The sequence below is a fragment of the Streptomyces sp. NPDC093252 genome, from assembly GCF_040683675.1.
Classification (GTDB): domain Bacteria; phylum Actinomycetota; class Actinomycetes; order Streptomycetales; family Streptomycetaceae; genus Streptomyces.
This window is the reverse complement of the sequence record NZ_JBFBEM010000001.1, coordinates 579,227-592,538: the sequence shown is the minus strand read 5'-3', so window position 1 is coordinate 592,538 and position 13,312 is coordinate 579,227. Positions and strand designations below refer to the sequence as shown.

14 protein-coding genes and 1 pseudogene are annotated in these 13,312 nt (G+C 74.2%); 10 read left to right on the top strand and 5 right to left on the bottom strand.

The window, feature by feature from the left end:
• Positions 1-67: 67 nt before the first annotated feature.
• Positions 68-484 (top strand): annotated as a pseudogene (locus AB0O01_RS02380) (VOC family protein); the annotation flags it as partial.
• 155 nt (positions 485-639) lie between these two features.
• Here AB0O01_RS02380 and AB0O01_RS02375 read toward each other — a convergent pair.
• Positions 640-876: a hypothetical protein gene (locus AB0O01_RS02375; RefSeq protein WP_365310135.1), complete on the bottom strand. Its 237-nt coding sequence runs from the start codon at positions 874-876 to the stop codon at positions 640-642.
• A gap of 393 nt (positions 877-1,269) precedes the next feature.
• Positions 1,270-1,707: a hypothetical protein gene (locus tag AB0O01_RS02370; RefSeq protein WP_365310133.1), complete on the bottom strand. Its 438-nt coding sequence runs from the start codon at positions 1,705-1,707 to the stop codon at positions 1,270-1,272.
• 137 nt (positions 1,708-1,844) lie between these two features.
• Here AB0O01_RS02370 and AB0O01_RS02365 point away from each other — a divergent pair, with 137 nt between their 5' ends.
• Entirely contained in the window at positions 1,845-3,110 is a 1,266-nt protein-coding gene (locus tag AB0O01_RS02365; protein WP_365310131.1) for a glycosyltransferase family 4 protein, read from the top strand.
• Positions 3,107-3,979 (top strand): transferase, encoded by an 873-nt coding sequence (locus AB0O01_RS02360; protein ID WP_365310129.1) that lies wholly within the window; start codon positions 3,107-3,109, stop codon positions 3,977-3,979. Before AB0O01_RS02365 ends, AB0O01_RS02360 begins: the two co-directional genes overlap by 4 nt.
• Positions 3,980-4,401: 422 nt before the next feature.
• Here the strand turns inward: AB0O01_RS02360 and AB0O01_RS02355 are convergent, their stop codons facing one another.
• The 3 genes from AB0O01_RS02355 to AB0O01_RS02345 form a co-directional block, all read right to left on the bottom strand.
• The gene (locus tag AB0O01_RS02355; protein ID WP_365310127.1) at positions 4,402-4,929 is read right to left on the bottom strand and encodes an adenylate kinase; all 528 of its coding nucleotides are present in this window, start codon (positions 4,927-4,929) and stop codon (positions 4,402-4,404) included.
• 47 nt (positions 4,930-4,976) lie between these two features.
• A complete protein-coding gene (locus tag AB0O01_RS02350) occupies positions 4,977-5,882 on the bottom strand; it encodes an endonuclease/exonuclease/phosphatase family protein (RefSeq protein ID WP_365310125.1) in 906 nt (301 codons plus the stop codon).
• 313 nt (positions 5,883-6,195) lie between these two features.
• On the bottom strand, positions 6,196-6,972 hold the full coding sequence (locus tag AB0O01_RS02345; RefSeq protein ID WP_365310123.1) for an IclR family transcriptional regulator: 777 nt from the start codon (positions 6,970-6,972) through the stop codon (positions 6,196-6,198).
• Between AB0O01_RS02345 and AB0O01_RS02340 the strand changes: the two genes are divergently transcribed.
• The 7 genes from AB0O01_RS02340 to AB0O01_RS02310 all read left to right on the top strand — a co-directional run bounded on the left by AB0O01_RS02340 (position 6,904) and on the right by AB0O01_RS02310 (position 13,250).
• The gene (locus AB0O01_RS02340) at positions 6,904-7,374 is read left to right on the top strand and encodes a putative leader peptide (protein WP_365310121.1); all 471 of its coding nucleotides are present in this window, start codon (positions 6,904-6,906) and stop codon (positions 7,372-7,374) included. The genes AB0O01_RS02345 and AB0O01_RS02340 overlap by 69 nt on opposite strands.
• A 200-nt stretch (positions 7,375-7,574) precedes the next feature.
• The gene (locus AB0O01_RS02335) at positions 7,575-8,627 is read left to right on the top strand and encodes an ABC transporter substrate-binding protein (RefSeq protein WP_365310119.1); all 1,053 of its coding nucleotides are present in this window, start codon (positions 7,575-7,577) and stop codon (positions 8,625-8,627) included.
• Positions 8,628-8,637: 10 nt separating this feature from the next.
• Positions 8,638-9,672 carry an NrtA/SsuA/CpmA family ABC transporter substrate-binding protein gene (locus AB0O01_RS02330; RefSeq protein ID WP_365310117.1) on the top strand — a complete coding sequence of 345 codons (1,035 nt, stop codon included), beginning with the start codon at positions 8,638-8,640 and terminating at the stop codon, positions 9,670-9,672.
• A complete protein-coding gene (locus tag AB0O01_RS02325; protein WP_365310115.1) occupies positions 9,669-10,529 on the top strand; it encodes an ABC transporter permease in 861 nt (286 codons plus the stop codon). Before AB0O01_RS02330 ends, AB0O01_RS02325 begins: the two co-directional genes overlap by 4 nt.
• Entirely contained in the window at positions 10,526-11,296 is a 771-nt protein-coding gene (locus AB0O01_RS02320; protein WP_365310113.1) for an ABC transporter ATP-binding protein, read from the top strand. The genes AB0O01_RS02325 and AB0O01_RS02320 overlap by 4 nt, the downstream gene beginning before the upstream one ends.
• Before the next feature lie 4 nt (positions 11,297-11,300).
• Positions 11,301-12,164, top strand: a complete 864-nt coding sequence (locus tag AB0O01_RS02315) for an ABC transporter substrate-binding protein (RefSeq protein ID WP_365310111.1) — start codon at positions 11,301-11,303, stop codon at positions 12,162-12,164.
• A gap of 18 nt (positions 12,165-12,182) precedes the next feature.
• A complete protein-coding gene (locus AB0O01_RS02310; RefSeq protein WP_365310109.1) occupies positions 12,183-13,250 on the top strand; it encodes an LLM class flavin-dependent oxidoreductase in 1,068 nt (355 codons plus the stop codon).
• The last annotated feature ends 62 nt before the right edge of the window (positions 13,251-13,312 follow it).

Genomic DNA, 13,312 nt, shown 5'->3' with positions numbered 1-13,312 from the left:
GGGGTTCCCCGTGCCGTTGACCAGGACCGATGCGACCATGACCACACTCCAGAACCGCTAGAACGGAGTGTTGGGAGACCCCGAGGGCAATGAGTTCTGCGTGCTGGAACCCCGGGAGGTGTACCGGGACACGGGGCCGGTCGCCGCGGTGGTCGTCGACTGCCGGGATCCGCACGCCATGGCCCGCTTCTGGGGCGAGGCGATCGACTGGACGCTGCACCGGGTGACCGACGACAGCGCGGTGTGGCGCTCCGCCGCCGGTACCGGGCCCTACCTCGAATTCCTGCGCGGTTCCGGTCCCCGGGCCGTGCCGGACCGCGTCCACCTGGATCTGCTGCCCCGCCCCGGCGACGACCGGGCGGCGGAGGTGGCCCGGCTGCGGGCTCTCGGGGCCACCGACCTCGACGTCGGCCAGGGCGACGTCCCCTGGACCTGCCTGACCGACCCGGACGGCCACGAGTTCTGCGTGCTCGCGCTGCCTTGAGGCGGCAACGGCCGCTGCCCCGCCCCGACCCGGCGGCACCGGCCACGGCGTTCGCGCGCCACCTACCCCCCGGCCCCGCCCCGACCCGGCAGCACCGCTCACGGTGTCGCGCGCCGCCGAACGCTGCCCCGCCCGCCCCGACCTGGGGGAACCGCTCACGGTGTCCGCGCGCCGCCCAGGAACGACGCCAGCCCCGTCGCGAAGTCCATGGCGGAGGGCACGAACAGCAGCGTCTCGTCAGGGGCGACATACACCTTGCCGCCGCCGCGCACCGCCTGGACGACACACACCCCCGCCCTGTCGGCCAATTCGACGACCCCCGCCCCCGCCCCCGCCCCCGGCGGCGCGACCCGATCCAGGAACGCCCGGCCGACCTCTGCCAGCCTCTCCACACCGGAACCGGCACCAGCACCAGCACGCTCACCGGCACGCTCACCCGAACCGGGCCCGGCGACCCCGGCCGGGACGGGCGGTGGCGCCATCCCGGGCCCGGACGGCACGAGTTCCCCGGGCGCCGCGCACCCGCACGCCTCCACCGGCCGCGCACGAGGACTCGCCACCCCCCGCTCCGGGAAGCACGCGACCTCACCGCTGCCGACATGGAACTGCCCCAGACACGGCGGCCCGCCCGCCGCGGGCACCCCGCACCCGATGTCCCGCCCGCAGTGCACGCACCTCAGCGACCCACCCCGCATGCCGTACCCCTCATCTCCCGCTTCACCCACCCCGATTGCTCCTCCCGAACCGACCCCTGTGCCTCGCCCCATACCTCCCCTCCCCTCCCCTTACCTCCCCGCGATCCCCCGAGCGGCCAGCGTTTCCCATTTGCCCGGGGCGACCAGCGTCCCGTCGTCCACGGCCACGACCCGGCGCAGTCCGGGCAGCAGGGCGAGGTCGGCCAGCGACCGGACGTCGAAGAGGTCGTCCTCGCCGTCCCAGGCCGGGGCGCAGTGCCCGTAGATGTCCAGACCGGCGTCGAAGCAGAGGCTCTCGACGCCCGCCAGCAGATCGTCACCTATCTCCAGTTGCCCGAAGTAGGCGCGTGACACCTCCAGCACCTCCTCGTCCAGCCCGTTGAGCAGCACATAGGACGCCGGGTGGTCGGTGACGCCCTGGGCCAGCAGCAGGGCACCGAGATCGAAGGCGGGCGCGAGGATCCGCTCCCGGTACATGAGCTGGTCGATGACGACCAACTTGAAGTTGAAGTCCTGGAATTCGGCCATGGGGAGTGGATATCACGGCGGACCGACACCGGCGGGGCCGCCCGCGACGGCCTCGGGTGCCGACGGCCCGCAACGGGACGCGGAATCAGTGGTGGAGCCGAGGCAACGCCCCGGTGAACAGCACTGTCTGTACCCATATGAAGATTTCTTTCCTCATCCACAACGCCTATGGGATCGGAGGGACCATCACCACCACGAACAACCTGGCCGGGGCGCTGGCAGCACGGCATGAGGTGGAAATCGTCTCGGCGCTGCGCCACCGGGAGAACCCGAACGTCCCCACGCACCCCGGCGTCCGGCTGCGCCCCCTGGTGGACCTGCGCACCGAGCAGGACCACCCCCGGCACCTGACACCGGCCACGGTCTTCCCCGCCCACGAGTACCGCTACCAGCAGTACAGCGCCCTGACCGATGAGCGGATCGGGGAGTTCCTGGCCGGGACGGACGCCGATGTCGTGATCGGCACCCGGCCGGGCCTCAACGTCCATCTCGCGCTCCAGGCCCGCACCGGCACCCTGAAGGTCGGGCAGGAACACCTCACCCTGGACAACCACCCGCCCCGGCTGCGCCGCGTCCTGCGCCGGGTCTACCCCCGCCTCGACGCCCTGACCACCGTCACCGACGCCGACGCCGCCGCCTACCGCCGCAAGATGCGCCTGCCGGGCGTCCGGGTGGAGGCGCTGCCCAACAGCGTCCCCGACCCCTCCCTCCCACCCTCGGACGGCACGGCCCGGGTGGTGGTGGCCGCGGGCCGGCTGGTCCCGGTGAAGCGGTACGACCTGCTCATCGAGGCATTCGCGGCGGTCGCCGCCGAACACCCCGACTGGCATCTGCGGATCTACGGCAAGGGCGAGGAACACGACCGGCTCAGACGGCTGATCGACGACCTCGGCCTCTACAACAACGTCTTCCTCATGGGCGCCGCGATCCCCATGGAGGCCGAGTGGCCCAAGGCGTCCATCGCCGCCGCCACCTCGAACTTCGAGCCGTTCGGCATGACCATCGTGGAGGCGATGCGCTGCGGCCTGCCCGTCGTCAGCACCGACTGCCCGCACGGCCCGGCCGAGATCATCGCGGACGGCGAGGACGGCCGTCTCGTCCCGGTGGACGACCGCGCGGCGCTCTCCACCGCCCTCCTGGACCTCGTCCGGGACGACGAGACCCGCCGCCGGATGGGACGCGCCGCCCTCGCCAACTCCGCCCGCTACGCCCCCGGCCCGGTCGTCGCTCAGGCCGAGGAACTCTTCACCGCGCTCGCCTCGGCCCGGGCGGCGGGCCGCCCCGCCGCCGCGCGGACCTCCGGCCTCGACGCCGCCCTCGTCTCCGGCGGCTACGCGGCCCGGGACGCCGCCTACTCGGCGGCCAGCACCCTCCTCAGGACCGTACGGAAGGCGAAGCGATGAGCAGCCCCGGACCCGGCGCGGGCGAACGGCCCCGCGCCCACTGCACGGTGGACGCCGACGGCCGCATGACCCTGCGGATCACCGGCCCCACCGCCCCGGCCACCGCGTCCCGGCCCCGGCTGCTGCTGCGGCTGCGCCCGCCGAAGGGCCGGCCGGAACGCCTCACCCGGACCGTCGACCTCGCACCCGGGACCGGCCCCGGCGAGTGGCGGACGGCCATCGGCCCGGACCCCGCCCTGGACGAGGGCCGCTGGGACCTCTACCTCCTGCCCACGCCCGACGACGACATCCGCACCCGGCTCCTGCCCGGCGTCCGGGACCTCCGCGCCCTGGTCCCCGGCCGCACCCCGGGCACCGCCCCGACACCGCTCGCCGTCCGCGTCCCGTACGTCACCCTGGACGGCTACCTCGCCGTCCGCACCTGGCTGCGCGCCGGGCACGCGGAGGTGGACCGGGTGCGGGTGGCCGATGCCGCGATGACCGTCCACGGCCGGGTCTTCGGCGCCGCACTGGGCGCCGGGGCGGCGGCCGTGCTGCGGCGGCGGGGGCAGGGGGGCGTGGTGCGGGAGACGCCGGTGACGGGGCGGGACACCCACGCGTTCGCCTTCACCGCCGCCTACCGCGACCTGCCCGAGGCGTCCGGCACGGCGGGCCCGGGCCCCGGGGTGTGGGACGTCTTCGTCCGGCCGTCCGCCGACGCACCCCTGGTGCGGGCCGCGCGCCTGCTGGACGATGTCGCCGACCGGAAGAAGGTGTTCGTGTACCCGGCGTCCCCGGTGCCGAACCCCCTGGGGTCCTCCGGGGGTCTGGCGGCGCGGCCCTACTACACCGTCGACAACGACCTCGCCGTGGAGATCACCGGCGACTGACGGACGGGCACGGCGACGGGCACGGCGACGGGCCGCTCACCGGACGTCCTCGGCCGCCACCGGCAGATGGTCGCTGCCGGTGGCGGCAGCAGCCACGCGCGGGGGGCTTCACACCGCGCACCACCGAACCCGGAGGGGCGGCATGCACCGCGAGTGGCCCGTGGTCCGTGGTCCGTGGTCGGTGGTCCGTGGTCCGTGGTCCGTGGTCCGTGGTCACCGTGGCGCGCAGGGCCCGGTCGTGGGGGAGGGTGAGAGGGCTGACTGAGGGTGAGTCAGGTCAGTCCGCGGCGGGTCGGGGGGCGCCGGGGCGGGCCGCTGTGCCGCGCCGCCCTTCCCGGACCCACTCCCGCGCCTCACGAAGGCTCCGGGGCCGGTGGCCGGGCCCTCAGGCCAGAAGTCGCGAGGCGCGCGCCACCACCGGATTACCCGGCGCGCACCGCCGACAGCCACTCCCGCGCGGCCCGGGGACCCCGCAGCCGGACCGTGTCCAGGGGCGCGAAGCGGGGGTCGGTCGTGCGGCGCTGGATCTCGCGGCGGCGGGGGATGTGCTGGGACCAGGACCACCATGCCGGGTGCTCGCGGCTCAGCCAGTCCGACCAGGTCTCCCGGTTGCCGCCGAAGAGGGGCTCGCGGGTCGCGGAGCGCCGCAGGGAGCGGCGCAGGACGCGCGGCATGACGACCCGGCGGGGATAGTCCAGCCAGATCACCGTGTCGGCCCGCGCCCACAGCAGATCGCGCACCTCCGGATGGCCGAGGGAGTCGATGATCCAGCCCGGCTCGGCGGCGAGGCCGCGCACCCGTTCGGCGAAGTCCGGGTCGACGGACCAGCCGGGGCCGTCGAAGTACAGCGCGTCCATCTCGTGGTACGGCACTCCCGTACGGGCGCTCAGGGCGCGGGCGAGGGTCGACTTGCCCGCGCCCGTGACACCCACCACCAGGATCCGCCGCATCGGGGCACCTTATCCGCCGCGCCGTCGGCGCACCGCGCGGCCCGCGCTCACCCGGGGCCGATCCGGGCCACGACCGGCAGATGATCGCTGGGCGTGGGCGGCAGGGTGCCGATGTGGGTGACGGTCGCCGCGCGGGCCAGTACCTGGTCGATGCGGGCCACCGGGAAGGCGGCCGGGAAGCTCAGGGCGAAGCCCCGTTCCGGCGGGTCGAGGACGGCGGTGAGCGGGGACAGCCCGCGGTCGTCGACCGTGCCGTTGAGATCGCCGAGGAGCAGGACCCTCTTCTGCGGTTCGGCGGTGATCGCCGCGCCCAGCCGCCGGGCGCTGTCGTCCCGCCGGGACGAGGCCAGCCCGCTCGGGCCCAGCCGGATCGACGGGAGGTGGGCGACATACGCCGCGAGGTCGCCCCGCGGGGTGTGGACCAGCGCGCGCAGCCCTCGGTTCCATGGCTCCGTGATGCCTTCGGGCCTGATGTCCAGGGACCGCACCTCGGCCAGCGGGTGCCTCGACCACAGCCCGACCGTGCCGCGCACCGCGTGATACGGGTAGTCGGCGGCCAGGGTTCGCCGGTACACCTCCAGCGCCGGGGGCACCAACTCCTCCAGCGCGATCAGATCGGGTGCCGCGTCCGCCAGCGCGCGGGCCGTGCCCGCCGGGTCGGTGTTCTCGTCGCTGACATTGTGCTGGACGACCACCAACTCGCCCGGAACGGCGCCCGGTTCCGGCAGCAGCAGCCCCCCGAACCGGTCCGTCCACGCCGCCACCGGCAGCAGCACCGCCACCAGCGCCGCCGCCGACCGGCGCAGGAGCGCCACCCCGAGCAGCACGAGGACCGGCAGGCCGAGCCAGGGCAGGAACGACTCCAGCAGACTGCCCGGCCGCCCGGCCGTGTCGGGCACCGCCCGGTGGAAGAACAGCAGCCCCGCCGTCAGCACCGCGGCCACGGCGACCACGGCGGTCACCCGGCCCCGAGCCCGAGCCCGTGCCCGCGCCCGTGTCCACCGGGGCCCACCCGGCCACCAGGGCCCACCCGGCCACCACGGAGCCGCCCCCGCTGTCTTCTCCCGTGCCATCGTGCCCCGTCCGACGATCAGTCCCGTCGGGGAGGACGGGTGATCGACGGTGATCAGTTCCCTGACCGGGCGGACCTTCCCCGGTCCCCTGGTCCCCTGGTCCGGTGGTCCGGTGGGCCTTCGCTGGTCCGGTGGGCCTTCCCCAGCCCGGCGGACCTTCCCCGGCCCGGCGACTTCCCCAGCCGGGCACACCTCAGGCCCCGGCCGCGCCGCCGCCCCGCTGCGACGGCGGCAGCAGCAGGACCGTCAGCGCGTGCGCGCAGGTCGTCGCCTGGGTCAGGAACCAGTCGAACCGGTCGGCCGTGATCAGCTCCGGCGTGCCCCGCAGCGCCACCGCGAACCGGGCCGAGCCCAGATGGTCCAGCACCGGCACCGCGAGGGTACGGACCCCCTGCGCCGACTCCCCGTCATTGACCGCGTACCGCTGCTCCCGCACCCGCTCCAGCTCGGCCGCCAGCCGCTCCCGGTCGACGATGGTCCGCTCGGTGAACGCCACCAGCGGCGGCAGCGACTCCGCGCCGCTCTCCCCGGACCGCGGCCAGGCCAGCAGCACCTTCCCCAGCGCCGTGGAGTGCAGCGGCCGGCGCAGACCCACCTTCGGGGTGACCGAGCCGCCCGCCACGATCACCGCGTGCGGGCCGCTGCGCAGCGCCAGATCCGCCGTCGCCCCGGTCCGCCGCGCCAGATCCGCCAGCTCGGGCGACGCCAGATGCAGACCCCGCTGGTGGTACGAGAGCCGGCCCAGCTCGGTGACCGCGGGACCGAGCCGGAAGCGGGCCGTCCGGGGGTCCTGCTCCAGAAACCCGGCGCCCTGCAACGTACGGGCCAGCCGGTGCGCCGTCGACGCCGAGAGACCGAGCCTGCGGGAGATCTCCGACGCGCTCAGATCGGGCGCGTTGTCATGGAAGCAGTGCAGGACGTCCAGCGCCCGCTGCACCGCCTGCGCCCCGGCGACCGGAGTTCCTGCCACGCGCTTCCGCCTCCGCTCCCGTCGCCGCGGCTCCCCGCCGCGCCGAACCAACCGTGCTCTGTGCTCAGTTCCGTGCCCTGGTCCGCACTCAGTTTGCGCTGTGTTCCGTGCTCTGCTCGCGTTCTGTGCGCGTTCTGCTCGCGCGTCAGTAGATTCCCATATGGCGGCATGCCCGGATGGGCCCACCCACCTGCTGAAACAGCCTGTTCACGTTCGTTCCCACATCGTGGGAAGCCGCTTGCCGTGCCCTCGGTGGCCGTGCCACGCTGCGGTCACGCCGCCGGAACGGGTCCGGCGCGAGCCATCGGAAGGAGCGCCGCGATGTCCCTGACCGCCGTCCTCCTGCTGACCGCTCGCCGCCATGTCGACCTCGGCCGCGTCTCCAGCGCCACCTGTCGCTGAGCGACCGGGCCGCACCACCCCGCACACCACCCCCTGGGCCCCGGCGCCCGGGACTCTCGCGCCCGGTCCATGGCCGGTCTCCCGGGTCCGCGCGGCCCTCGCGCCCCTCACCACCGGCCGGCCCCGCCACCCCTCCTCGCGGTCCGCCCGCGTCCTCCACCCCACCCCGTCCAGCAGGACGGCAGCCAAGGGAACAGCCCATGCCGCACCACCCCGCGCCGGGGACCCTCGCGCCCCGCCACGCCCTTCCCGACACCCTGTGGTTCACCCGCTGTCCGGTGCCCACCGCGACCGGTATCGCCGCCGACCGGCACTGGCTCGCGCAGGAGTTCGCCGCCGACGGGATCGCCGTCCGCTCCCTCCAGGACCGCGCCTCCGACCTGACCCCCGATCTGCGCGGCACCCACTACACCCACGCCCTGCCCGGCCTCTTCCGCGAGGGCGGCAACGTTCCGGCGCTGTGGGCGCGGTCCCGGGGCGAGGCGACCCGGCTGATCGGGCTGACCTGGATCGAGGAGCGGCAGACCATCCTGGTCGCCCCCGGCTCCGGCATCCGGGGCGCCGCCGCCCTGCGCGGCCGGCGACTGGCCCTGCCCCGGCACCCCCTGCCCATCGACTTCTGGCGGGCCATGGCCCTGCGCGGCTTCGAGGGCGCCCTGGCCTCCGCGGGGTATGGACTGGACGAGGCCGAACTGGTCGACGTCCCCGCCGGTGACGGCACCGGGCCGTCGGCCCCGCAGTGGTCGGCCGAACTCGCCGCCCTCGTGAGGGGAGATGTCGACGCCATCTACGTCAAGGGCGCCCTCGCCGTCGAGGCCGCCCGGCGGGCCGGTGCCGAGGCCGCCGTCGAACTCGACGACCTGCCCGACCGCACCCACCGCGTCAACAACGGCACCCCCCGCCCCATCACCGTCCACCAGCGTCTGCTGGACGAACACCCCGACCTGGTCACCCGCTTCCTCACCGTGCTGCTGCGCGCCGCCGACTGGGCCGCCGCCCAGCCCGAGGACGTCGCCCGCATCCTCGGCGCCGAGACCGGGGCCGGAGCCGAAGGGGTCCACGGCGCCTACCGCCCCGGCACCCACCGCACCCTCCACCCCGACCTGTCCGGGGAACGGCTCGACCTGCTGGCCCGCCAGGCGGCGGCCCTGCACACGCACGGCTTCCTGCCCGAACCGGTCGACGTGCACGCCTGGGCCGACCCCGAACCCCTGCGCCTCGCCCTCATCAACCTCGCCACCTCAGCCCCCTAGGACGACGACCATGCGCATCCCCGCCCGGCTCCCCGCCGCCCTGACCCTGCTCACCGCCCTCGCCACCCTCACCGCCTGCGGCACGGCGGACGGCGACGGCAGCACCGACGCGGCTGCCGCAGGCTCCGGTTCCGGTTCCGGCTCCGGACCCACCGTCACCGTGCGGATCCCCGACCCCGGCAACAGCGGAGTGCTCGCCGTCGGCAAGAAGGACGGCTCGCTCGACAAGGCCCTCGCCAAGGTGAACGCCAAGGTGGCCTGGACCGGCAGCGCCGGACCCTTCGCCCCCGCCGCCCAGGCCCTCAACGCCGATCAGCTCGACATCGCCACCGGCTCCATCACCTCCGGCATCACCTCGCTCTCCCAGAGCCCCGGCTTCAAGTTCTTCACCGCGACCACGCCCGACCCGGTCGGCGAGGGCATCCTCGTCAAGAAGGACTCCGGGATCGACTCCGTCGCGGATCTCGTCGGGCGGAAGGTCGCCGTCAACAAGGGCGGCACCGGCGAGTATCTGCTGCTCAAGGCCCTCGCCAAGGAGGGCATCCCGGCCGATGAGGTGGAGCGGGTGTATCTGCCCGCCAACCAGACCGCGGCCGTCTTCAACGCGGGCCAGGTCGACGCCTGGGCGGTCTGGGCCGCCTACTCCGTCGCCGAACTCGGCCTCGGCGAGTCCCGGTTCCTGGTCGACGGCCGGACCATCGGCTCCGACAACTACAGCCTCACCGCCGTCCGCACCGGCTTCGCCGACGAGCACCCCGAGATCGTCACCGCCCTCTACGACTACCTCCACGAGGGCAGCGTCAAGGAGAAGCAGGACCCCGCCGCCTACCTCAATGTGACCACCGACGCCGGACCCCAGGCCCTCAGCGGCGAGGCCCGGCGCATCCAGATCGAGTTCACCGCCCAGGGCGGCACCGTCGAGCCGATCACCGACGCGGACATCACCCGCTTCGAGGCCGTGGCCGGTTTCTACGCCGAGCAGAAGGTGACCCCCGAGCGGATCGACATCGCCGACCACCTGCTCGATGTCACCGGGCTGTCATGACCGCCCTCGACCGGACGGCGACCGTCACCCTCGGCAAGCAGCCCACCCGCACCCCCGGCGGGCTGGTCACCCCCCGGCCCGTCGTCACCCGCCCCCGGCCCCGCCGCTTCGCCGCCCTCGTCCGGGCGCTCGGGCCCCTCACCCTGATCGCCCTGTGGTGGGCGGCCTCCGCGACCGGCCTGCTCACCCCCGATGTCCTCGCCCCGCCCTCCGACGTGCTCCGCGCGGTCGGTGAACTCTGGGGCGACGGCCAGCTCTCCGACGCCCTGGTCACCTCCCTGACCCGGTCCGGCGCCGGACTGCTCATCGGGCTCACCGTCGGACTCACCCTCGGGGTGATCACCGGCTTCACCCGGCTCGGCGACGAACTCCTCGACTCCTCCCTCCAGACCCTGCGCACCATCCCCTTCCTCTCCCTGGTCCCGCTGTTCATGGTCTGGTTCGGCATCAACGAGATCGCCAAGATCCTGCTGATCGCCGTCGCCACCACCTTCCCGATGTACGTCTCCACCACCAGCGGGGTCCGCAGCACCGACGCCCGGCTCGTGGAGGCCATGCGCAGCTTCGGGATGAGCCGGATCGCCATCGTGCGCGAGGTGGTGGTGCCCGGCGCCCTGCCCTCGCTGCTCGCGGGGCTGCGGCTGTCGATGACCCTCAGTGTGATCGCGCTGATCGCCGCCGAGGAGATCAACGCCACCGCCGGGATCGGCTATCTGATGTCCCAGGCCCAGAGCTTCGCCCGCACCGACATCCTCATGGTCTGCATCCTCGTCTACGGCCTCCTCGGCCTTCTCGCCGACGCCTTCGTCCGGCTCCTGGAACGGGTCCTCATGCCCTGGCGGAGGGCGGGCCGATGAGCAGCAGTACCGTCAGTACGGCCGGTACGGCCGCGTACGCGGACTCCAGCGCCGTCGAGGTGCGCGGGCTGCGCAAGACCTTCGGGGAGCGGCCCGTCCTCGCCGGGCTCGATCTCACCATCCGGCGCGGCGAGTTCGTCGCCCTGCTCGGCGCCAGCGGCAGCGGCAAGACCACCCTGCTGCGCATCCTGGGCGCCCTGGACGACGCCGACTCCGGTCAGGTGTGGGTGCCGAGGGCGCGGACCATCGTCTTCCAGGAACCGCGGCTCGTGCCGTCCAAGCGGGTGCTGGCCAATGTGACCGTCGCCCTGCCCCGGTCGGAGGCGGAGCGGGGCCGCCGGGCGCTCGCCGAGGTCGGGCTCGAAGGCCATGCCCGCGCCTGGCCCGGCACCCTCTCCGGCGGCGAGGCCCAGCGCGTGGCGCTCGCCCGCGCCCTGGTCCGGGAACCCGAACTGCTGCTCCTGGACGAGCCGTTCGCCGCGCTCGACGCCCTGACCCGGCTGCGGATGCAGGACCTCGTCGGGGAGCTGTGCCGCATCCACCGGCCGGCCGTCCTCCTGGTCACCCATGACGTGGAGGAGGCCGTCCGCCTCGCCGACCGGGTGTGCGTCCTGCGCGACGGACGGCTCATCACCGACGAGACCGTCGACCTGCCCGCCCCCCGCGACCCCGGCGACCCCGGTTTCGCCGCCCTGCGCCGCCGCCTCCTCGCCGACCTCGGCGTCCCCGCCGCCACCGGCACACCCACCACCCCGCCCAAGGAGTAGCCCCATGACCATCACCATCGGCGTCCACAGCAGCAACCCCACCCTCTACTACCTCTCCCGCCTCGACCACGCCGCCGAGGAACTCGCCGCGGTGGGGGAGACGGCCGCCTTCCACACCTACACCGACGGTGTCCGCACCGGACAGCTCCTCACCGACGGCGTCATCGACTTCGGCGGTACCGGCTCCACCCCGCCGGTCACCGCCCAGGCCGCCGGACACGACCTCGTCTACACCGCCGTCTCCGCCCCCCGCCCCGACCACGGCGCGCTCCTCGTCACCGAGGACAGCCCGGCCACCACCGTCGCCGACCTCAAGGGCGGCACCGTCCATCTGGCGGTCGGCTCCTGGCAGACCCATCTCGTCGCCAAGGCCCTCGACGACGCCGGACTGTCCTACGCCACCGACATCACCCCCGTGCGCGGCGGCGCCGACAGCGAGCGGCTGCTGCGGGACGGCACCATCGCCGCCTGGGTCGCCCAGGGCCCGCAGCTCGCCGCCGCCCTGCGCACCGGCGGACTGCGCGTCCTGGTCCGCACCGGCGAGGTCATCACCGACCGGTCGGTGTTCTTCACCCGGCGCGAACTCGCCGAGCGGCGGCCCGAGGTGGTCGAGGCCCTGGTGCGCGCCCTGCGCCGGGCCGACGCCTGGGCGAAGGCCCACCCCCGCGAGGCCGCCGCCATCGCCGCCGACCACCAGGGCGGCACCGCCGACGACTGGGAGGAGGCCCTGCGCGCCCTGCCCTGGCGGATCGAGGAGGTCGGCGACGCCTTCCTCGCCGAACAGCAGCAGGCCGCCGACATCTTCGCCCGCACCGGCTTCATCGAGCGGCCGGTCACGGTCGCCGACGCCGTCGCCCGGCAGCACTGAGCGCGGGAGAACGCACCCATGCCCTCCGAAGTCCTCTGGTACATCATCCCGCGCGAAGGCGCCTACCCCTGGGAGCCCGAGGGCCGCCGCCCGGTCGACCTCGGCTACCTCCAGCAACTCGCCGGGACCGTCGAACGCCTGGGGTTCAGCGGCGCGCTCCTCGCCACCGACCTGCACGACGTCTGGCCGCTCGGCAGCGCCCTGGCCGCCGCCACCGGCCCCGGCTTCCAGCCGCTGCTGGCCGTCCACCCCGGGCTGATCGCCCCCACCCTGCTGGCGAAGATGGCCCTCACCTTCGACACCCTCTTCGGCGGCCGGCTCCGCTTCAACGTCGTCAACGGCTCCACCCGCACCCTGCGCGAGTACGGCCTCACCGTCGAGCACGACGAACGCTACGAGCTGAGCGCCGAGTACTGGTCCCTCGTCAAACGCCTCACCGCTGGCGAGGTCTTCGACCACAAGGGCCGCTTCTACGACCTCAAGGACGCGGGCGCCTCCTTCGGCGACCTCAAGCCCGTGCAGACCCCGCACGTCCCCCTCTGGTTCGGCGGCTCCTCACCGGCCGGGATCGAGATGGCCGCCCAGCACGTGGACGTCTATCTCACCTGGGGCGAACCGCCCCACCTGCTCGAGGAGAAACTCGACCGGGTCCGCGAACGGGCCGCCGCACACGGCCGTGAGCTGCGCATCGGGCTGCGGCTGCATCTCATCGTCCGGGACACCGAGGAACAGGCGTGGGCGGCGGCCGACCGCCTCCTCGATGTCACCAGCGACGCCACCTACGCCCGCCAGCTCGGCGGCCGGGCCGGTGAGGACGGGGTGGGCTGGCAGCGCCAGTTCCGCCAGCACGGCGGCCGGGTCCCCGCCCGCGCCCGCGAACTGGAGACCCACCCCAACCTCTGGCCCGGCATGAGCCTGTTCCGCCCCGGCCCCGGTACCGCCGTGGTCGGCTCCACCGCCCAGGTCGTCGAACGCCTCAAGGAGTACGAGGCGCTCGGCGTCGACACCTTCATCCTCTCCGCCAACCCCCTGCTGGAGGAGGCGTACCGCGTCGCCGAGACGGTCCTGCCCGCCCTGCGCGGATAACCCGAGGTCAACCGCCGTACACCTCCTGAACGTCACGGCCCCCGGACGCGTCCGTCATGTGC